This window comes from Winogradskyella bathintestinalis, assembly GCF_030407435.1.
Lineage (GTDB): Bacteria > Bacteroidota > Bacteroidia > Flavobacteriales > Flavobacteriaceae > Winogradskyella > Winogradskyella bathintestinalis.
Map to the genome: position 1 here is coordinate 974,403 of NZ_JASDDK010000001.1, position 22,369 is coordinate 996,771.

The following is a 22,369-nucleotide window of genomic DNA, read 5'->3' on the forward strand; positions in this document are numbered from 1 at the left end:
AATTATTTATCAGACGGCTTTTTTGTATGCCTATTTGCCATTAAATTGGTTCATGGTGGTGTTAACACCAGCTAAAGCAAATGATTTAATGAGTTCTGCCGATATTTTTAAGCGTTCTTCAAGTAGTGCATTTTCATCAGCACTCCATTCACCTAATACATAATCTACTTGTCTGCCTTTGCTAAATTCATCACTGATACCAAATCTAAAACGGTTATATTTTACGGTCTGTAATTTATCTTGAGTATCTTTTAAGCCGTTATGGCCACCATCACTACCCTTGGTTTTAAGTCGAAGAGTACCAAAAGGGAGATTTAAGTCATCGGTTACAACTAATAAGTTTTCTAAAGGTATTTTTTCTTTTTCTAACCAATACTTAATGGATTTACCGCTGAGGTTCATAAAGGTACTTGGCTTTAAGAGAATAAGTGTGCGTCCTTTTACTTTTAAAGTGCTAACATCTCCAAGTTTCAAAGTTTCAAAATTAAGGTCATTTTTTTCAGCCAAATAATCAAGAACTTTAAAACCAATATTATGTCTTGTATTGGCATATTTTTCGCCGATGTTTCCTAAGCCAACAATTAAGAATTTTTTCATTTTATCTTCTTCTGCAAGGTTTGTTTTATTACTGAAACTGAACCAATTTTTTAAAAATTCACGCATAGTGTATTTCAACTTTGCGTAAAAATAAAAAAAGCATCCTATTAATAGAATGCTTTTGAAATATTTGAATTTGTGAAATAGATTTTATCTATTCTTTCACTGCGGCTTCATCAGATTGTTCAGTTGCTGGCACATCTGCAGCATCTGCATCTTCTCCTTCTTCTTCATCATCGTCGTCAGAAATAACAGCTAACCTACTACGTCTTACCTGACATACCACAGTATTATCTGGGTGAATTAAGTTGTAATCGGCATTGTCTAATTCAGAAATATAAACTTTATCACCAATTTTTAAAGGTGTAATATCGATTTCAATAAAATCTGGTAATTTTGAAGGGATAGCTTTTACTCTAAGCTTACGGTAAGGCATTCTTAAGTTACCACCATTCATAACACCTTTAGAAGATCCTATAGTTTTTACAGGAATTTCCATTGTGATAGATTTGTCTTCATAGATTTCATAAAAATCTACGTGCATAATTCTGTCAGTAACAGGGTGAAATTGAATGTCTTGCATTACAGCATTAAAACTGTCACCGTTATCTAAGTTAATCACAACTGTGTGCGCATTAGGGGTGTACACGAGTTTTGAAAATCCTAGCTCTGGTGCTGTAAAATGAACTGGCTTAGCTTCTCCTCCGTATAATACGCAAGGAACCTGACCAGCATTACGTAGGGCTTTAGTTGCCTTTTTTCCTACGCTTTCTCTTTGAGATCCGTCGATTGTAATTGATTTCATTTTTTTTTGAAATATTTGTTAATATATATAATTCCCTCATAATGAGGATTTACCCATTAGTGCAATTTTTGCGCTTAAAGGGCTGCAAATTTAGACATATTATATGAAAAAACTAGTGAAATAGAACTATTTTTTTGTCAAGTTCTACTATATTGAAGCATAATATTGGCTTTGCGAATTAAGTCTAAAATATTCTATAAGTAATGAAGTCTTAATTTACATTACAAATTTGTTACTTATAGACTCGTTATGATGCACATGATGCATAACTTCGGCAAATAAATTTGCACAGCTCAATACTTTTAATTTTTTACTTTCTTGTTTTAGAGGAATAGAATTCGTTACAATTAATTCTTCAAGTTTTGAATTTTCGAGTCTTTCATAGGCGGATCCAGATAAAATAGGGTGTGTACAAATAGCTCTTACACTTAAAGCACCACGTTCCATCATTAAATCTGCAGCTTTAGTAAGTGTGCCAGCCGTATCGACCATATCATCAACTAAAACTACATTTTTGCCAGTAACGTCTCCAATCAATTCCATGTGAGAAATAACATTAGCTTTAGCGCGCTGCTTGTAGCAAATTACAACATCACTTTTTAAGGCTTTAGAATAGGCGTAAGCGCGCTTAGAACCACCCATATCTGGTGAAGCAATCGTTAGATTGTCGAGATTTAAACTTTTTAAGTAAGGTAAAAATATGGTTGATGCAAACAAATGATCTACAGGCTTCTCGAAAAATCCTTGAATTTGATCGGCATGTAAATCCATAGTTATAATGCGTGTAGCACCAGCGGCTTCTAACATTTTAGCCACCAGCTTCGCTGCAATGGGCACTCGTGGTTTGTCTTTTCTATCTTGTCTTGCCCAGCCAAAATAGGGCATAACTGCTGTGATATGTCTTGCAGACGCACGCTTGGCTGCATCAATCATCAGTAGCATTTCCATTAAATTTTTTGGCCCAGGATGTGTAGATCCTATTATAAAAACGCGAGCACCTCTAATCGACTCTTCATAAGAAGGTTGAAATTCGCCGTCACTATATGTCGATGTAATTACATTACCTAATTTAACTCCATAGGCTTTGGTAATTTGTTCTGCAAGTTCAGTACTCTGAGTACAAGCAAAAAATTTGGCTTCTTTGGTTTCGTATGGCATTTGTTATCAGTGATTTAGTGAATGTGGCGATTGGAATTTATATAGCTTCAAATTTAGAAAATTATTTTACTACAAAAAGCATAAAACCTACTAATTTTAATTGCTTGGCAGAAATAATTTTCTATTTTTGCATCCCAATAATTTTGGAACAAAGTTGCTCTAGTAATTTTGAACTATTAATTTATGGTAGAATAGGAAGGATTAATTTCCAATTTAAATCGCTCAAGTGGTGGAATTGGTAGACACGTTGGATTCAAAATCCAATGTCGCAAGACGTGCGGGTTCGATTCCCGCCTTGAGTACTATAAGCTTCAATAGAGATGTTGGAGCTTTTTTTATAATTAAAATCAAATAGTGCATTCTAAAATATTTGATTTTCAATACCAATTAATTACTCGCTTAACATAAATAATTTTGATGTCATAGTAAAATTTATCAACTCGCCAATAGTTTTTAAACTCAATTTACTTCTAATATTTTGTTTATGTTTTTCAACAGTTTGTGAAGATATATGTAAGCTTTCAGCAATTTCCTTGCTGGTTTTTCCTGTAGATAATATAATTAAGATTTCTTTTTCTCTCTTGGTCAGAGTTTCTAATAATGCGCGATTTTCGTCACTAGGTTTAATGTTTTCTTCGTGCTTTTTAAAATTAAGGAACGCTAAGTTAATTGTAATTTTAAGTTGGGCTAGGTTAAAAGGTTTAAGAATATAAGCAAATGGCATAGTGCTTTTTGCACGATCTACTATTTTTGAATCAGAATAAGCGGTTAAATAAACTACTGGAACTGTTTTAATATCACTGAATTTTTCTATAATCGCAATACCGTCAATAGAATTCTTTAAATTAATATCTGAAATCACTAGGTCATAATTATGTTCCAAAAATAGTGCGATGGACTCATCATAATTCCTAGCAATATCAATTGTAGCAAACTCATCTTTTTGTAATGATAACTGCAAATCTTTAGCAATTATTAATTCATCTTCAATAAGTAATATCTTTAGCATAAACTTTAATTTTTAAGTGGAATAATAATTGTGTTCGACGTTCCTCTTGTGCTATCTACTCTAAGAGTTCCATCAATTTGAAAAACCATGTCCTTAATTAAATCTAACCCCATCGAGAAGGATGAAATATCGTTTTCGGCATAGCCTTTACCATTGTCATTTATCATTAATATAAGCATGTTATTTTCAACCTTACAAGACAGCACAACTACATTGGTTTCATTATAAGATTCATACGCATGTTTAGCGATATTTGTTAAAAGCTCATTAATTATAAGACCATATATGGTAGTATTTAAACCCGAAATATGGTTAGGTTCAACTTGATATTCTATATTAAATTTTAAGCGTTCTTGGTCGGCAAGTAATCCTAAAATACTATTGGTTAAGCTAATTGTAAATTCCTTAATATTAACGTTTTCTGAATCCGACTTTAATTTTTCTTCGACATTTGCTATGGCCAATATTCTGTTTTTTGCAACTTGCAAGGCGTCTTGAGCTATTTCATTGTCGATATGTTGTGATTGAATATTCAATAAGCTCGATACAATTTGTAAATTGTTTTTTACACGATGTTGTAATTCTCGCATAAGAAATTTAATATTTTCTTTTTGAGACAACGATGTTTCATAAGCGTTATGAAGAGCTTCATTTTTTAAAGAGACTTCTGTGGTTCTTTTTGCAACTAAATTTTCTAGTTCTTGGTTTCTAAGGTTCAGACGGTATGTTTTATAATAATAAAAACTAATACTAGTAATTAATAGCAAGACAAAGCCTACTATTTTAAATAGGGTAGTTTTGTACCATGGTGGAATAATGGTGAGCTGCATCGCGTCTTGATGACTGCTCCATTCACCATTAGCATTCGTTGCTTTTACTTTAAAAACATATTGTCCTGGATTTAAATTAGTATAAGTAATAGTTTTGTTTTTTGTGATAGGTCTCCATGTGTCATCAAACCCTTCCATAAAATAAGCGTAATCCACTTTTGCAGAATTTAAGTGATTTATGGCGGCGTAATTAAACGTTAATACGTTTTCATTACTTTTAAACTCTAACGTTTTTTTATATAGTTCATTTTTATTGGTCTCTTTGTTGAAAAGTTCAACGGATTCAATATGTACTTTTGGTTCGTATGGGCTCGTTTTTAAGTGTTTTGGTTTAAAAATATTAATGCCATCAATGCCGCCAAAATAAAATGTATCATTAGCATCTTTATAACCAGATTTTCCATTAAACTCATTGTTTTGCAAACCATCGTCTTGTGTGTAATTTGTAAAGGTTTTAGTGGCTGGATCAAATAAGGAAAGTCCAAAATTGGTGCTTACCCAAATATTATCATTTTCAGTAACCAAAATGCTATAAATAAAATCATTAGGTAGTCCTTTTTGTTTATAGTAAAGCGTAGTTTTTAAGGTATTTACATCTAATTTGGTTAAGCCTACGCTAGTACCAAACCACATATCTCCTTTTGAGTTTTCGGTAATGCCAAAAATACGGTCACTACTAATTTTGTAACCTTCCTTGGCATCGTTAGTAAAATTAGTAACGGTTTTGTTAGGTTCAATTTTATAAACCCCTTCATCAGTGCCCAACCAAAGGTTTTTCTTAGAATCAATAAATGAGGTACGTGCTCTATTTAAAGGTTTCCCATTTATATAATAGTTTGAAAATGTATTGTTTTGAATATTGTAAATGTAGAGTCCGCCAGACCAAGTTGCTACCAATAATTCATTTTTAGAATGTGGGGTTATTTGTATTACATCTCTGTTTGAAATGTAATTCTCTGAAGTTTTCACTTCCACAAACCGTTCCTCTTTGGCATCATATTTTAATAACCCGGTTGTAAATCCGCCTGCCCAAACGTTGCCGAAATCATCTTTGGCAATGGTATAAATTAATTCTTTCTTATGATTGGTGTATTGATGAAATTTTTTCTGGTTGAAATCATACTTAATCAATCCAATTGTAGTTCCTAAAAATAAGGTAGAATCTTTATAGGGTAGAAATTGAAAGGTGCTAATTTTTTTCGAATCAGATAGACTTGCAATCTTAACTTTTAAGGTTGTAAATTTTTCCCGGTATTCATTATAATGTATCAATCCTTCTCCATCCGTAGCAAACCATAAATTTCCTTTATTGTCATCTAAAATATCATTTATTGTAATTGGTGTATGACGTTCTTTATTCTGATCAATAAATACTTGTTTTGAAATCTTGCCATCTTCTGTATTATAGCTGTAAGCACCACTATCTCCACCTATTAAAATAGTAGTGTCATCTTTAAGATAAAAACAATTTATAGCATCCTGGTTTATTATTTGCTTTGTGTCTTTAGTCTTTAGATTTTTAATATAAAGTCCGTTTTCAGTGCCAACATACATTAAACCTTGATGAGATAAAATGGAGTTGTGAGAGCTGTTGTCTAAAATATCATAGTTTTTTACTGAAAAATCATTCAAATTGAAGTGCAATAGACCAGTAGCATTTGTCGCCATTATGAAATTATTTTTACCCACTTCATACAAGGACTTTACATAATTTTCAGTTTCATTTTTGGGTAACGGAATAGTTTTAATGAATTTTGTTTTTCTGTTAAACAGAAGTATAGAATTGCGTAGAGAAAACAATAAATAATTGTTACCTACGGGAAAAATTTTATACGACGTATTTTCCGCAGGAATTTCAAGATTATTAGAAATCTCAAAAAAAGTATTATTAGACAGCTTTAGCCCAAAAACACCTTTGGAATTGGAAGCAATAAAAAGCGTGTCATTCGCGGTATATAAGTCTCTAGCGTGATCTTCGGGAATACTTAAAGTATCTAGCGGATTATTATTGTAAATTTTAAAATCGACGCTGTTGTAACGATGTAGGCCATCTTCAGTAGCTAACCATAAATAGTTTAAATCATCTTTAGCTATAGCTTTAATATTAAGCTGGGCTATACCATCTGCTTGCCCAATAACTCTTACTTTTAGGGTATCCGTATTAAAATTTCTTTGTGCGAAGATATCTGTAAAAAAAATGAAGAGAATACAACAACAGACTAACTTTTTGAGCAAAATAAATAGGAGTTTTATATATTTATAGGCTTTCGAATATAACTAAAAAATACCTAATATTCGGTATTTACTTACATAGGTTAAGATTTTATCTTTGATGTCCCAAACTACATTAACCTATTTACTTTCAATTTTTTATTGTTCTTAGCGTGTGTAGTTTTTAATTAATTTTTTAATAAAATCTTTTAAAAATGAAAACAAAACTACTATTATTATTTGTAATTTCTGGTGCATGGTTAAATGCACAGATTAGTATTCCAGATCCCAACTTTGAACAAGCCTTAATTGATCTAGGTCATGATACCGATGGTGCTATCAATGGACAAATATCAGAAGTTGATGCGCAAGCGGTAACCTTATTATACGTTAATGACAATGAAATTACATCATTGGAAGGAATTGAAGCCTTTGTAAATATTACTGATTTACGATTTCACAATAACCAAGTGGCCTCCGTTGACCTAAGCAGTAATACCGCTCTTACAATTTTGGTGTCTCAAAACAATCCATTGACCAGTTTAGATTTGTCACAAAATGTAAATCTTACACAATTATATTCAGACAACACCACAATTGAAAATTTAACATTTTCGAATCCTAGTCCTTTAACGGCGCTCAACATTTCAGGTGCTTCTGTTACAACTATCGATTTGTCAAATATGCCCGATTTAGAACAAGTGGATATTAGTAATACTGGACTGTCTAATATTGATTTGACTAACAATACGCAGTTACTGTATTTAAATATAACTAATACAAACACAACGTCATTGAATTTGACTCAAAACACAAATTTGCTTGAGGTGGGTGTAACAGAGAACAATTTAACGGAATTAGATTTAAGTCAAAACACCTTACTTCAGTTAGCGTATTTAGGTCGTAACAGATTTACCACATTTACTGCACCTAATTTACCAAATCTAAAAACGTTTGGTATTAATACCCAGCAAGACGGTTTTAAACTAGCATCTTTAGACATATCTGCACTAACAAATCTAGAGACCTTGTATGCAGAAACAAACGAGCTTACTTCTATAAATGTAACTAGTAATACACAGTTAAATTATATAAATATTGGTGAGAATCAGATTTCTACTATAGATTTATCAAGCAATACACTCTTAAGCGAATTTTTTGCCTATGGAGGTACTCTCGAAACTATTGACTTAAGTAGTAACAGTGATTTAAATGTAGTAAATCTAGATGGTAATAATTTAACTTCAGTGAATGCAGCCAACGGAAATAATACAAATCTTAGTGAATTAAATATACGTGATAATTCAAATTTATTCTGCATTCAGGTAGATAATGTAGAATTAGCTTATAATGAACTGGCCAATGATTTATGGGGGAAGGATGAACAAGCGTTGTATGAGACCGATTGTAATAATCCACTAAGTGGGGTTACAGTTAGTGTGCCTGATGATAATCTTGAAGCAAGATTAATTAACTTGGGCGTTGACCGCTCTGGCAATATGGATAACTTAATAACGTTATCTGAAGCACTAAATACGACATTTTTAGATTTGAATGGGCTCGGTATAAATAACCCAACTGGATTAGAATCATTTAAAAACCTAACAGGTTTAAATCTAGGTGAAAACAATCTATCTTTTATAGATGTAAGTACTATGAGTCGTTTGATCTATTTAGATGTTTATAACAACAACTTAACGGATTTAGATTTAGACAACAATCCAGAGGTGTCAGAATTATATATAGGCCAAAACAATATAACAGATTTGGATGTCAGCCAACTTAACTTAAGAGATTTTTTCATTCATGATAATCCAATTCAATCTGTAGATTTAGCAAACAGCACTAGTTTGGAGCGTTTCTATGCATACGACTGTAACCTAATTTCTGTTGATGTTAGCAATAGTGAAAATTTAATAGTATTAAGTTTAGATAGAAATAACCTATCTAGTTTAAACTTGGCCAATGGGAATAATGCTATTTTAAATGAATTTTATGTACACGATAATCCCAACCTATTTTGCATTCAAGTAGATAATATTGAACAAGCTTACAGCAAGCGTGCAGAAGAATTATGGGGTAAAGACGATCAAGCATTGTATGAAACCGATTGTAATAATCCATCTTCTGGTTTTGTTAACGTTCCAGATAATTCTTTTGAACAAGGTCTTATAAATCTAGGCATAGATCGCTCTGGTATTATGGATGATAAAATTACGGTGTCTGAAGCATTAAATACAACTTTTTTAGAGCTAGATGAATTGGGGATCTCTAATCCTCAAGGTTTAGAAGCATTTAAATATTTAACAGGTTTAAGACTGTTTGATAATAACTTGTCATTCTTAGATTTAAGCACTATGACAAACTTAGATTATATCGATGTTTATGGCAATAACCTAACAGAATTAGATTTAAGCAACAACCCTAATATGGCGGCGCTTTATATAGGTGATAACAATATAGAGTCTATAGATGTAAGCGCGCTTAACTTAAGAGAATTTGCGTTTGAATATAATTCTATAAACACTGTAGATTTAGCGAATAGTACAAATTTAGAATATTTACAAGCTGCTTTTAATAACTTAACCGAATTAGATCTTAGTAATAATCCAAATCTCGATAGGTTATTTGTTGAAGGAAATGCACTCACCATCTTAGATATTAAAAATGGTAATACTAATGGTATTTCAGAATATAATAGTGTCAACAATACAGGTTTGTTTTGTGTACAAGTAGATGATGTAAATTTTGCAAATAATAATTTTCTTCAAAAGGATACCGCTACTAACTTTAGTACAGACTGTGATTATCAATTATCAACAGATGAATTTGAATTATCATCTAACGTTAATTTTTACCCTAATCCAGCAAGTTCAGAAATTCAAATTGATACTTTAGAAATCATTACATCCGTTTCTATTATGAATCTTACTGGAAAAATCGTTAAAACTATTAAAGGTAATACTAATAATATAAATGTTTCCGACCTGTCTAACGGTGTCTATTTTATTAAAATTTCGACTGTAAACGCTACAGTAGTTGAAAAATTAATTAAGAATTAAAAAAGCTATTTTTTAATAAGGGTTAATTAATCGATGTGCGCTAAAATCTAGAGGTACATCGGTTTTTTTTTAGTACAGATCCCATGAATTCTTTTAAGTCAATTGCCAAGCATAGTTCAATAATGTACTATTACAACAACTTGATGAAATGGTGAAAATTAGTCGACTCATTACATTCAAAATTTAAGGTCTCAAAGAGTGGGTACTATTCTCGTTTTGAGGACAAAGACTTCAACAGCGATGTTGAGGTCTTTTTTTTCTATTCAATTTAAAAATCATCTTCTCAAGATGCCATATTTTAATTAGCAATTGAATAAAAAATTAATATGGATATTTTACTATGAAATCTTCGTTATATTTGATTAGACATAGCGCTCAAATAGTATGATTTCCGTAGATAAAGCATTACATATAATTAAAAGTTTTCCGAAAGAATATACTTTTGAAACGGTGGAGCTGCGAAACGCGCTCAATTTAGTGTTATTTGAAGATATTTTTTCGCCTATAAATATGCCACCTTTCAGACAATCTGCCATGGATGGATATGCGTTTAGATATTCTGAAAATCAAAAGTTTACAATAGTTGAAGAGTCTAAAGCTGGAGATGGTCATAATTATGTTCTAAACGAAGGTGAAGCTGTGAGGATTTTTACTGGGGCGCTAGTGCCAGATAACGCAGACACGGTCATTATGCAAGAACATGTAGAACGTGAAGGAGAAATAATTCAAATAAAAAAAATGCCATTCCAGTTTGCGAACATCCGTAAAGTAGGCGAGCAGATTAATATCGGAGAATTAGCTTTAAAAAAAGGCACCCAGCTAAATGAGGCCGCGATAGGTTTCCTGGCCGGTTTAGGCATTACAACCATTTCGGTTTATAAAACACCAAAAGTGGCCATCTTAGTTACAGGAAATGAATTACAGAAACCAGGAACAAAATTAGAACTAGGAAGGATATACGAAAGTAATTCCATAATGCTAGAAGCCGCTCTAAAAAGCATAGGTGTAAAAGACATAGAGTTAATTCGTGTAAAGGACAATTATAACTCCATAAAAAATAGAATCAAAAAGACTTTAAGTACTAAGGATATACTATTGATTTCAGGCGGAATTTCGGTGGGGGATTATGATTTTGTAAGAGAAGCGCTGTTAGAAAATGAGGTAGAAGAGTTGTTTTACAAAGTGAACCAAAAACCGGGTAAGCCCTTATGGTTCGGTAAAAAAGCAAATACATATGTTTTTGCTTTACCGGGTAATCCGGCTTCTGCCCTAACATGTTTTTACATTTATGCACGTCCGCTATTGAAGAAAATTTCAGGTTGTAAAAATAATTATTTACAAAAAGTAAAGGTGATAAGTAAAACGGTTATAAACAATTCATCGGGAAAAACATTGTTTTTAAAAGCGCACTTAGAAGGAAATTCAGTTGAAGTCCTTCAGGGACAAAGTTCAGCAATGTTATACACTTATGCGTTGAGTAATGCACTAATTTGTGTAGATTCTGAAACCACTGAAATTAAAATAGGAGACGAGGTTGAATGCATAAAACTAGTGTTATAATGAAAGTGAAATCTAAAATTTGGATAGAAAAAGAGGGAAAACCATTTATAGGTTATGGACGCATTAAATTATTGAAAGAAGTTGATAATACGGCATCTATAAGTGCAGCAGCCAAAGCAATGAAAATGTCTTATAAAAAAGCATGGAATTTATTAAACGATATAGAAGCTTTAGCAGAACAACCTGTTTTGGTAAAAAATATTGGAGGAAAAAATGGAGGTGGGTCGCAAGTTACCGCTTATGGAAAATCTTTAATTCTGCAATTTGAGATACTAAATGAAAATTGCATCGGCTTTTTAGAACAAGAATATAAAAAGTTAACCTAATGACTGCGATGGCACCAGAAATATGGATCTATTTTTCGTTAGCTTTAATAGGAATGGCATTTTTATACGCTAGTGTCGGTCATGGCGGTGCAAGTGGCTACATTGCTTTAATGGCAGCATTTTCATTTCCTGTGGATTATATAAAACCGACAGCTTTAATATTGAACATTTTTATATCTGGTATTTCATTTTGGTATTTCAAAAAGCACAATCATTTTAAGTGGCACTTATTTTATCCTTTCGCCATAACTTCTGTACCAGCCGCTTTTTTAGGAGGGTATATTACTATTGATGCTCAGGTGTATAAAGTAATTTTAGCAATTTTCCTATCTGTGGCTATGTTCAAAATCTTGTTTTTTTCAAAAAAAAACTATGCTAATAAGACACCACATAACATTTATTTAGCCTTAATAATTGGTTTATTAATAGGTTTGTTTTCAGGAATGATTGGTATTGGTGGAGGTATTATTTTGAGTCCGATTATCATTCTTTTGGGTTGGGGTAATATGAAAGAAGCTGCGGCAGTTTCGGCGCTTTTCATTTTTGTAAATTCCATTGCTGGTATTTCAGGTTATGCATTTAATCATTCTATTCAAATCAATTCTTTTAAATTAATTCCAATTGCTTTAGTCGGTGGTATTTTTGGTGCTTTTTATGGAAGTCATAAAATTTCGAATACTGTTTTAAAATATATTCTTGCCGCTGTTTTATTAATTGCTTGTTTAAAACTGACCATTGTATAGATGTACTATAAAAACGATATATTATATAGAGATTTAAGTGCGAGAATGCGGGCAAAACTGATTGGTTTGATTTTAGGGATGGACTTTTAATTACAGCCGAAAGTGAAAATGTTACAAGAAAGTATAACATAAATGAAGATTTAAAGCTAAAAGGAAACAAAAAAAGATTTATTAACATCCATTGAGTGCGAATTATAAGGTGTTATATCTAATAGATTTGTTCATTAAAAATAGTAAGATGGCAATTATAAAATATTATGGGGCAATAGCTGAAGCTACACAATGTAACGAAGAACATATTGCAGTAGCAGATTTGAATATTTCAGACTGTGTGGAGCTTTTAAGTGCAAAGTACAACTTAAATGCATTTGAAATCACCGTGGCATTAAATCAAAATTTAGTGGACATAGACAGTACAATTAAATTAACAGATAGTGATGAAATAGCGTTACTACCACCATTTGCAGGAGGCTGATTTTGGAACGATACAAACGACAAATACAATTACCACAGATAGGAGAAACTGGTCAACAAAAACTAAAATACGCAAAAATTTTAGTAGTAGGAGCAGGTGGTCTGGGATGTACTATTTTGCCGTATTTAACGGCTGCGGGAATTGAATCCATCGGAATTATCGATGGCGATACCATTGAAAAAAGCAATTTGCAACGTCAGATTTTATATACTGAAAAAACGGTTAGCCTACCGAAAGTTGCAGTTGCAAAAGCACAATTGGAAGCTTTAAATTCTAATGTGAATTTTAAAGTTTACAACTACTACTTGTCAGGTGAAAATGCCCTTGAAATTTTTAAAAATTATGACATTATTGTTGATGCAACGGATAGCATAAAAACCAGATACCTAATTAATGACGCGTGCATCCTTACCAACAAGCCCTTTGTCTATGGATCCATTTATAGATTTGAAGGTCAGGTTTCAGTTTTCAATTATAAAAACGGCCCAACCTACAGGTGTTTGTTCAAAAATGATAAAGCCAAAACCACCAACTGTGAAGACGCCGGAGTATTAGGAACAACGGTGGGTTTTGTTGGGATGCTTCAAGCTAACGAAGTCATGAAAATGCTTTTGGAGACTGGTAATATATTATCAGGTAAAATGCTTGTATATAATACTTTAACTAACGCGCAGAACTGTTTTAACTTTAATAAAATAGAAACGAATAGTATTGACGAAGCTTTTTTTAATTCGGAATATAATACTCATAAAATTGAGGCTGCATGTTTAAGTGCGGCGATTTCAGAAAAATCAATTTTTATAGATGTAAGGGAATTACACGAAACCCCAAAAATAGAATTGCCAAATAGCTTGCAAATACCATTATCTGTACTGGAAAATGAATTAGAAAATTTAGATAAAAACCAGAGCTATGCTGTTTTTTGTCAAAGCGGAAAACGAAGTTTAGAAGCTATTAAAATATTGAAAGAACACCATTTTCAAAATGTAAAAAATATTGAAGGCGGTGTGATTTCAATTCAAAAAAAACAAGTAAAATGAAAAAAGTATTTATAAAAGGCCCAATTACACCGCAATTCATATCCGATGCTATAGAAAAACACCAAACCAAACACAGTATTGGGGCGCACAATATTTTTTTAGGCCAAGTAAGAGCAGATGAAATAAAAAATAAAACTGTAGCAGCCATTGATTTTACGTGTTACGAAGGAATGGCAAATCCCATTTTAGAAGAAATTAGAGAGAAGGCGTTTGAAAAATTCAATTTAACCTGCATGCACATTTACCATAGTTTGGGTACAATAAAAGCGGGCGAGATTTGCTTTTTTGTATTTGTATCTGCAAAACACAGCAAAGATGTTTATGATGCCACAGAATTCCTCGTCAATACTGTAAAAAAGAAAGTGCCCATATTTGGCAAGGAGATTTTTGAAGATGAATCGCACCAATGGAAAGTGAATCAATAAATAATTAGAGTTATGGTAGATATCACACATAAAATTAAAACCCTTCGAGTGGCAAAGGCAGAAGCTATTGTAAAAGTGAGCAAACAAGAAACAATTGATGCGCTCAACAATAATTCAGTACCGAAAGGAAACGTATTCGAAATGGCAAAAACGGCTGGATTATTTGCGGTAAAAACCACACACAATGTTATTCCAGATTGCCATCCCTTACCAATTGAATTCACAGCAATCGATTACGAAATAAAGGATTTAAGCGTAAAAATCAGCTTAACTATTAAAACTATTTATAAAACCGGTGTTGAGGTGGAAGCCATGCACGGAGCTTCCGTGGTGGCATTAACCATGTATGATATGTTGAAGCCTATTGACAAACAAATTGAAATTGGAAATATCAGATTAGTAGAAAAAAGTGGTGGCAAAAGCAGTTTTAATATCAAACATCGTTCACAATTAAAAGCGAGCGTAATTGTGTGTTCTGACTCTGTTTCCGAAGGTAAAAAAGAAGATAAAGCAGGAAAAGCCATTATTGAAAAATTAAAGAAAAATGATATTGAAATCTGTAATTATGATATTATTCCTGATGAAATAGAAGAGATAAGAAGTAAAGCAATTTCGTATTCCGAAACTTCTAATCTGGTCATTTTTACAGGTGGAACAGGATTGTCTTACCGAGATGTCACACCTGAAGCTTTAGAACCAATTTTAGAACGAAGAATTCCAGGGATTGAAGAGGCTATTAGAACATACGGACAAGAGCGAACGCCGTACGCCATGTTATCAAGAAGCGTAGCAGGAACGCTTGGAGATTGCTTAATTTTGGCTTTACCAGGTTCAACAAATGGCGCAAGAGAATCCATGGATGCCGTTTTTCCGCATCTTACGCATGTTTTTAAAATCTTAAAAGGGCAACAACACGATTAATGCAAAAGGAAAGCAATATTTTAACCGATGCATTAGGTAGAAAACACAACTACCTCAGAATTTCACTTACTGAAAAATGTAATTTGCGTTGTACCTACTGCATGCCTTCTGAAGGTGTACCATTAGCACCTCGCAAGCATTTAATGGATGCCAATGAGATTTATGAAATCGCAAAAGTATTTGCGGCCAATGGTGTAGATAAGATTCGATTAACTGGTGGCGAGCCGCTGGTAAGGAAAGATTTTTCAGATATTATAAAACGTTTATCTACTTTAAACGTTAAGCTTGCTGTTACCACTAACGGTATTCTTGTGGATAGGTTTATCGAAGATTTTAAGACCTGCGGACTCAACAATATCAATGTGAGTTTAGACACCTTAAACGAAGATAAATTTAATCATATTACCAGACGAAATCAGTTTACAAAAGTCTATAATAACATTCATTTATTAATTGCAAACGGATTTAAGGTAAAACTAAATATTGTGCTGATTAAAGGGTTTAATGATAATGAAATTATTAATTTTATTAAGATGACCAAAGACCTACCAATTTCAATTCGGTTTATTGAATTTATGCCATTTGATGGTAACAATTGGAATAAGGAAAAGTTAGTGACACAAAGTGAAATTCTTGACCAAACAACAAATCACTTTGGAGCAAATCAATTAATAAAGCTCGAAAACGAACAAAATTTCACCTCAAGAGATTACAAGATTTCAGGTCATAAAGGTGAATTCGGAATTATTAGTTCTGTCAGCAATCCGTTTTGCGATGGTTGTAACAGAATCCGTTTAACGGCCAATGGGAAAATAAAAAATTGTCTATTTTCAAATAATGAAACAGACGTTTTAACCGCTTTAAGAAACCAAGAACCTATTGAGTCCGTTATTGCCAAAGCAATTTACAAGAAACTGCCAGTACGCGGAGGTATGGATAGTTTTGAATCTTTAAATAACCCGAAATATCATTCTAATAATAGGAGTATGATTACTATTGGAGGGTAAGTTTACCTCAATTTTCTTAGATGTTGTCTAACATGTCAACCGTTGCGACGGTTCTAAAACCAGCATGGTCAGACCCAGAATCTGGACTCATTCCCATACGCGCCGAAATTCTAAAACTCGCACAATAGGACGCATGACATAAAAATGAGCCGCCTTTAATAATGCGTTCTTGTTGATATGGATTTGTTGGACTATATGCTGTTTGCGCACCAGTAGGATTAATTAATGGTTCTGACGTATCAATATTTTTATAATAATTTACATTAAAAAGATCACTGGTCAGTTCCCAAACATTGCCCATCATATCATAAATTCCAATACTATTGGGATCGTAAGATTTTATGGGAGCAATCAATTCAAAACCATCGACGCTTTCATTTTTAATAGGAAATGTGCCTTGCCAAGTATTGGCATTATCATCTAAGATTTGAGGGTCATTTCCCCATGTAAATATGTTATCGGTTGCTATGCCTTGAGCCGCTGATTCCCATTCGGCTTCGGTTGGTAAACGTCTGTTGGCCCATTTGCAATAGGCTAGGGCGTCTTCTAAAGCAATATGAACTACTGGGAAATTATCTTTTCCTAGAATGGAACTTTGTGGGCCTTCGGGATGTTTCCAATTGGCACCTATTTTCCAGGTCCACCACTGGCTGTAATTTTCCATATTTGCAATGGCATTTATGTCTTTATTAAAAATTAAACTGCCTGGTTGCATAATAGAATCATGTGGTTTTGGTGTGCCTTCAGGAAGCTCTTTTTTCATTTCTTCCCAATCAATTGGACGTTCTGCAATAGTTACATAATCCGTGGCTTCAACAAATGCTTTAAACTGTTTATTAGTGACTTCTGTAACATCCATAAAAAAACCATCAACCTTCACTGTATGTGCTGGCTTTTCACGCATCATGGCATATTGGTCATTTGGTTTAGCACCTTGTATAAAAGTCTTGCCATTAACCCAAACCATCCCATCTGGTGTATCAATGTTTTCAGGCTTTTCTATAAGAAGTTCATAATTTGTAGTTTTAGTAACAGACCGATTACTTTCTTCTGTTGGTAATATCTTAGTGTCGTTTTTACAAGCGAAACAAAATAATAATAACACAATAATAAGAGATTGTGATGTTTTATAATTAGGATTCATTGTGTGAGTTATATTGGGGAATTTAATGTTAAGTTAGAAATTAAAACTTAAACAAATATAGGCATTGCATTTAAAAATCGGATATCGTTTTAATAGTTGAAGAATATATTAGACGTGATTTTAGGACCATTGCAGCGTTAAAACAATTTCAAATTTTTAGAATACTATTCTACATATAGCTTTAGATTTAAAACAATGCAGAAGCAATCGCTTTTATATTATCGCTTTTTCCCATTGAATAATAATGAAGCACCGGAACACCAGATTTTTGTAATTCCTTAGATTGGGTAATGGCCCACTCAATACCAATTTCTCTTACTTCTTTATTGCTTTTACAACCCTCCACAGCATCTATCAAATCTTCTGGTAAATCTATTTTGAAAACTTGGGGTAATAACTGTAAGTGCCGTTTTATCGCCAATGGTTTTATACCAGGAATTATAGGCACATTGATACCTTCTGCCTTAGCAGCTTCCACAAATTCAAAATATTTTTTATTATCAAAAAACATTTGTGTTACTACATAATCGGCTCCAGCATCTACTTTTTCTTTTAAACGTTTTAAGTCGGTTTTTAGGGAAGGTGCTTCAATGTGTTTTTCAGGATAACCAGCAACACCTATACAAAAATCAGATTTATCTACAGCTTCAAGCACATCGTGTAAATATTTTCCTTTATTAAGATTTTGAATCTGACTGACCAATTCTTTGGCATATTGGTGTCCACCCTTACTAGCTTCAAAATATTGCTGGTGTTTCATAGCATCACCTCGTAAAGCCATCACATTATTAATACCCAAATAATGACAATCGACCAATAAATATTCGGTTTCTTCTCTGCTAAATCCGCCACATAATACATGTGGAACGGTATCAATATCATATTTATGTTTTATAGCCGCGCAAATGCCAACCGTTCCAGGTCGCATTCGGGTAATTTTACGATCTAAAAGTCCTTCTTTTTCAATATAAACATACTCTTCTCGAGACGTGGTAACATCTATAAATGGCGGTTTAAACTCCATTAGTGGATCAATATTATTATATAATTGTTCAATACTATTACCTTTTTTTGGCGGAATTATTTCAAAGGAAAATAAGGTTTTACCGTTCGCGTTTTTTATATGGTCTGTTACTTTCATAATATTGCCCACGAAGGTGGGTATCGCTTTAAATTCCCTTTAAACTTCAAAGGGGATATATTTTCATATTTTATTTTGGCGTTACCACAAGGGTCGCGCTTTTCGTTATATCTTTTTCTCGTGCCTCAAAAAAGGATGCCACTGCAATCGCTAACGCACTAATCCGCAATATTCGGACTCAACCATTTTGTGGCTTCTTCTTCAGAAATGTTCCGTCGCTTCGCATAATCTTCAATTTGATCTTCTTTAATTTTTCCTAATCCAAAATATCTCGCTTCAGGATTTCCAAAATAATAACCGCTTACACTTGCGGCCGGCCACATGGCTAAACTTTCAGTAAGTTTAACGCCTATGTTTTCTTCAACATTCAGAATTTCCCAAATGGTTGTCTTTTCTAAATGGTCTGGACAAGCAGGATAACCTGGTGCAGGACGAATGCCTTTGTAACTTTCCTTTATAAGCTCTTCGTTGGTTAGGTTTTCGTTTCGGTCATAATTCCAGTGCTTTGTTCTTACTTCTTTATGCAAGTATTCGGCAAAAGCTTCAGCAAGTCTATCGGCTAGTGCTTTAATCATTATGGCATTATAATCGTCATGTTCTGCTTCAAATTTTTCTGCTAATTCTTGAGTTCCAAATCCAGTAGTAACGCAAAAAGCTCCCATATAATCTTGTTTTCCTGTAGATTTTGGAGCTATGAAATCTGCTAAGGCGATGTTTGGTTTGCCTTTTGCTTTTTTGGATTGTTGACGGAGGGTTAGGAATTTGTGGGTCTCATTCTGTGCTTTAAGAAGTGAAATTTCAATATCATCATCATTAATTGAATTCGCTTCAAATAACCCGAAAATGGCTTTTGCTTTTAGAAGTTTTTCATCAAAAATCCGTTTCAGCAATTTCTTAGCATCAGCAGATAGTTCGGAGGCTTGTTCGCCAACTACATCATCCGTTAAAATTGCTGGATATTTGCCATGTAAATCCCAACTCCTAAAGAATGGAGACCAATCAATAAATTCTTCAAGCTTAGTAATGTCAAAATCATCAATAATATGAATGCCTAATTGGTCCGGTTTTACGATTTCAGACGTATTCCAATTGATTTTGAATTTATTTCTCCGAGCCTCAGAAAGGGTTAAATATTCTTTTTTCCTAGTACGTTTTAAAAATTGTTCTCTAAACGCATCATACTCTTCCCGAATCTGCTCTTTATAAACTCTACTGTCTTTTTTGAGTAAATCGCCAACGACAGTCACAGCTCTTGAAGCATCATTAATATGAACTACAGTATTCTTATAATGTGGTGCGATTTTAACCGCCGAATGTGCTCTAGAAGTTGTTGCGCCACCAATAATCAGTGGGATTTCAATGTTCTCTTTTTCAAGAGCTTTCGAGACATAAACCATTTCGTCAAGCGACGGTGTAATTAATCCACTCAAACCAATGATATCAACATTTTCTTTAATGGCGGTTTCAATAATTTTTTCTGGTGGCACCATCACTCCAAGGTCAATGATTTCATAATTATTACAACCCAGGACCACACTAACAATATTCTTTCCGATATCATGAACATCGCCTTTTACGGTTGCCATTAATATTTTTCCTGCGAATTCTTGCTTGCCATCTTTTTCCGCTTCGATAAATGGCTGTAAATATGCAACCGCTTTTTTCATTACACGAGCCGATTTTACTACCTGAGGCAAAAACATTTTACCACTACCAAATAAATCACCAACCACATTCATACCAATCATTAAATGACCTTCTATAACTTCAATGGGTTTGTCTGAAGCTAAACGAGCTTCTTCCACATCTTCAATGATAAATTTGTCGACGCCTTTAACTAGCGCGTGTGTAATGCGGTCTTGCAGAGCATCATTTCTCCATGCTTGGATATTTGTGGATTGTGCGGACAAGTCACGACTTGTTCCTGCGAGGGATTCGGCTATCTCCATCAATCTTTCCGTAGCATCATCGCGCCTATCAAAAAAAACATCTTCAATACGTTCTAATAAATCCTTATCAATTTCATCATATACTTCCAACATTGTCGGATTAACAATCCCTAAGTTCATCCCATTTTTTATGGCATGATATAAAAATGCCGAATGCATCGCTTCACGCACCACATTATTTCCCCTAAACGAAAATGATACATTACTCACGCCGCCAGAAACATTGGCATGTGGTAAGTTTTCACGAATCCATTTGGTAGCTTCAAAAAAGTCGAGTGCGTTTCTGCGGTGCTCGTCCATTCCTGTAGCAACCGGAAAAATATTTGGGTCGAAAATTATATCTTGAGCAGGAAAGTTGAGCTCATTTACCAAAATATGATATGAGCGTTTACAAATCTCAATGCGTCTATCGTAATTATCGGCTTGTCCAGCTTCATCAAAAGCCATAACAACCACTGCAGCTCCATAACGTTTTATCAGTTTAGCGTGGTGTTTAAATTCGGCTTCACCTTCTTTCAAACTAATGGAATTAACCACACATTTTCCTTGCGCAACTTGTAAACCCGCTTCAATAATTTCCCATTTAGAACTGTCTATCATCAAGGGAATTCTTGAAATATCGGGTTCTGATGCTATGAGATTTAAAAAAGTGGTCATGGCATACACTCCATCGAGCATGCCTTCATCCATGTTAACATCTAAAATTTGTGCGCCTCCTTCAACTTGGTCTCTGGCAACTTCTAAGGCTTCATCGTATTTTTCTTCTTTAATAAGACGAAGGAATTTTCGAGAACCAGTGACATTGGTTCGTTCGCCAACATTTATGAAATTTGATTCTGGCGTAACCACCAAAGGTTCTAATCCAGATAAAGTCAAATATTTTTTAGTATCAGATACTGCCATTATGCAAATTCTTGAATTAATCTAGGTTTGTATTTCTGAGCTACTTCAGCAATCGCTTTTATGTGTTCAGGACTTGTGCCACAGCAACCTCCTATGATATTTATGAGATTATCTTTAAGATAGTCTTCAATATAGTGTTGCATTTGTTTTGGTGTTTCGTCATAATCGCCAAAAGCATTTGGTAATCCTGCGTTTGGATGTGCTGAGGTAAAAAACTCGGTTTCGTTAGATAAGCGTTGTAAATATGGTTTTAATTGTTGCGCACCAAGTGCACAATTAAAACCAACACTTAATAATGGTATATGTGATATGGATGTTAAAAATGCTTCAACAGTTTGTCCTGATAAGGTTCTACCTGAAGCATCAGTGATTGTTCCTGAAACCATAATTGGGATGTCGATGTTTCGTTCTTCCTTAACTTCTTCAATCGCAAATAATGCAGCTTTGGCGTTGAGTGTATCAAAAATAGTCTCGACCAAAAGGATATCAACACCTCCATCAATTAGAGCCTCTACTTGTTGTTTGTAGGCAATTCGTAATTCGTTAAATGTAATAGCTCTATACTCTGGTCGGTTTACATCTGGTGATAAACTTGCGGTTTTGTTGGTTGGGCCAATACTTCCTGCGACGAATCTAGGTTTTTCAGGATTAGCTTCTGTAAATTTTTCAGCCACCTGTTTGGCTATTTTTGCCGATTCAAAATTAAGCTCGTAAACCAAATCTTCCATATCGTAATCTGCCATAGCGATGGTTGTGCCAGAAAATGTGTTGGTTTCAACGATATCGGCTCCAGCTTCAAAATATTTAGCATGAATTTCCGCAATGGCTTTGGGTTGTGTTATGGATAACAAATCGTTATTTCCTTTTAAAGGCGATGGATAATCCTTAAAACGCTCTCCTCTAAAATCATCTTCTGAGAAATTGTATTGCTGAAGCATGGTTCCCATGGCGCCATCGAGGACTAGGATTCGTTTTATTAATTCTTTTTTTATGTTGCTCATAATTTGTTGTTATTAAAGGTGGTTTTATTTGAAACAAAAACACCCCTAAAGTCCCCTCGAGG

18 protein-coding genes and 1 tRNA gene are annotated in these 22,369 nt (G+C 33.7%); 10 read left to right on the forward strand and 9 right to left on the reverse strand.

The features are described 5' to 3' along the window. Positions 1-30: 30 nt before the first annotated feature. From pth to QMA06_RS04070, 3 genes are all read right to left on the reverse strand, one after another. Positions 31-663 carry an aminoacyl-tRNA hydrolase gene (gene pth / locus QMA06_RS04060; RefSeq protein WP_290205573.1) on the reverse strand — a complete coding sequence of 211 codons (633 nt, stop codon included), beginning with the start codon at positions 661-663 and terminating at the stop codon, positions 31-33. Positions 664-751: 88 nt separating this feature from the next. Further along, positions 752-1,402: a 50S ribosomal protein L25/general stress protein Ctc gene (locus QMA06_RS04065; protein WP_290205574.1), complete on the reverse strand. Its 651-nt coding sequence runs from the start codon at positions 1,400-1,402 to the stop codon at positions 752-754. 216 nt (positions 1,403-1,618) lie between these two features. Beyond that, positions 1,619-2,560 carry a ribose-phosphate pyrophosphokinase gene (locus QMA06_RS04070; protein ID WP_290205575.1) on the reverse strand — a complete coding sequence of 314 codons (942 nt, stop codon included), beginning with the start codon at positions 2,558-2,560 and terminating at the stop codon, positions 1,619-1,621. A gap of 220 nt (positions 2,561-2,780) precedes the next feature. On the opposite strand from QMA06_RS04070, the gene QMA06_RS04075 reads away from it, so the two are divergent. After that, positions 2,781-2,862, forward strand: a tRNA-Leu gene (locus QMA06_RS04075). An 89-nt stretch (positions 2,863-2,951) separates the two neighbouring features. Here QMA06_RS04075 and QMA06_RS04080 read toward each other — a convergent pair. Then, on the reverse strand, positions 2,952-3,569 hold the full coding sequence (locus QMA06_RS04080) for a DNA-binding response regulator (RefSeq protein WP_290205576.1): 618 nt from the start codon (positions 3,567-3,569) through the stop codon (positions 2,952-2,954). A gap of 5 nt (positions 3,570-3,574) precedes the next feature. After that, positions 3,575-6,634 carry a ligand-binding sensor domain-containing protein gene (locus QMA06_RS04085; protein WP_290205577.1) on the reverse strand — a complete coding sequence of 1,020 codons (3,060 nt, stop codon included), beginning with the start codon at positions 6,632-6,634 and terminating at the stop codon, positions 3,575-3,577. Between the two features lie 191 nt (positions 6,635-6,825). On the opposite strand from QMA06_RS04085, the gene QMA06_RS04090 reads away from it, so the two are divergent. The 9 genes from QMA06_RS04090 to moaA all read left to right on the forward strand — a co-directional run bounded on the left by QMA06_RS04090 (position 6,826) and on the right by moaA (position 16,169). After that, on the forward strand, positions 6,826-9,672 hold the full coding sequence (locus QMA06_RS04090; RefSeq protein ID WP_290205578.1) for a T9SS type A sorting domain-containing protein: 2,847 nt from the start codon (positions 6,826-6,828) through the stop codon (positions 9,670-9,672). Between the two features lie 384 nt (positions 9,673-10,056). Then, positions 10,057-11,232 carry a molybdopterin molybdotransferase MoeA gene (locus QMA06_RS04095; RefSeq protein ID WP_290205579.1) on the forward strand — a complete coding sequence of 392 codons (1,176 nt, stop codon included), beginning with the start codon at positions 10,057-10,059 and terminating at the stop codon, positions 11,230-11,232. Next, positions 11,232-11,558 (forward strand): winged helix-turn-helix domain-containing protein, encoded by a 327-nt coding sequence (locus QMA06_RS04100; protein WP_290205580.1) that lies wholly within the window; start codon positions 11,232-11,234, stop codon positions 11,556-11,558. The genes QMA06_RS04095 and QMA06_RS04100 overlap by 1 nt, the downstream gene beginning before the upstream one ends. An 8-nt stretch (positions 11,559-11,566) precedes the next feature. Continuing rightward, positions 11,567-12,301 carry a sulfite exporter TauE/SafE family protein gene (locus QMA06_RS04105; RefSeq protein ID WP_290205581.1) on the forward strand — a complete coding sequence of 245 codons (735 nt, stop codon included), beginning with the start codon at positions 11,567-11,569 and terminating at the stop codon, positions 12,299-12,301. Between the two features lie 238 nt (positions 12,302-12,539). Beyond that, positions 12,540-12,776, forward strand: coding sequence for a MoaD/ThiS family protein (locus QMA06_RS04110; protein WP_290205582.1), 237 nt, complete (start codon positions 12,540-12,542; stop codon positions 12,774-12,776). Positions 12,777-12,778: 2 nt separating this feature from the next. Further along, complete coding sequence (locus tag QMA06_RS04115) at positions 12,779-13,816, forward strand: HesA/MoeB/ThiF family protein (protein WP_290205583.1); 1,038 nt, start codon at positions 12,779-12,781, stop codon at positions 13,814-13,816. Continuing rightward, a complete protein-coding gene (locus QMA06_RS04120) occupies positions 13,813-14,241 on the forward strand; it encodes a molybdenum cofactor biosynthesis protein MoaE (RefSeq protein WP_290205584.1) in 429 nt (142 codons plus the stop codon). Before QMA06_RS04115 ends, QMA06_RS04120 begins: the two co-directional genes overlap by 4 nt. Positions 14,242-14,253: 12 nt before the next feature. Beyond that, positions 14,254-15,162 (forward strand): bifunctional molybdenum cofactor biosynthesis protein MoaC/MoaB, encoded by a 909-nt coding sequence (gene moaCB, locus QMA06_RS04125; RefSeq protein WP_290205585.1) that lies wholly within the window; start codon positions 14,254-14,256, stop codon positions 15,160-15,162. After that, positions 15,162-16,169 (forward strand): GTP 3',8-cyclase MoaA, encoded by a 1,008-nt coding sequence (gene moaA, locus QMA06_RS04130; protein WP_290205586.1) that lies wholly within the window; start codon positions 15,162-15,164, stop codon positions 16,167-16,169. The genes moaCB and moaA overlap by 1 nt, the downstream gene beginning before the upstream one ends. A 16-nt stretch (positions 16,170-16,185) precedes the next feature. Here the strand turns inward: moaA and QMA06_RS04135 are convergent, their stop codons facing one another. From QMA06_RS04135 to QMA06_RS04150, 4 genes are all read right to left on the reverse strand, one after another. Next, positions 16,186-17,313 carry a formylglycine-generating enzyme family protein gene (locus QMA06_RS04135; protein WP_290205587.1) on the reverse strand — a complete coding sequence of 376 codons (1,128 nt, stop codon included), beginning with the start codon at positions 17,311-17,313 and terminating at the stop codon, positions 16,186-16,188. A 187-nt stretch (positions 17,314-17,500) separates the two neighbouring features. Beyond that, positions 17,501-18,454, reverse strand: a complete 954-nt coding sequence (gene metF, locus QMA06_RS04140) for a methylenetetrahydrofolate reductase [NAD(P)H] (protein WP_290205588.1) — start codon at positions 18,452-18,454, stop codon at positions 17,501-17,503. A 158-nt stretch (positions 18,455-18,612) separates the two neighbouring features. Beyond that, entirely contained in the window at positions 18,613-21,306 is a 2,694-nt protein-coding gene (gene metH / locus QMA06_RS04145) for a methionine synthase (RefSeq protein ID WP_290205589.1), read from the reverse strand. Next, positions 21,306-22,307, reverse strand: a complete 1,002-nt coding sequence (locus tag QMA06_RS04150; protein ID WP_290205590.1) for a homocysteine S-methyltransferase family protein — start codon at positions 22,305-22,307, stop codon at positions 21,306-21,308. Before QMA06_RS04150 ends, metH begins: the two co-directional genes overlap by 1 nt. Between the last annotated feature and the right edge of the window lie 62 nt (positions 22,308-22,369).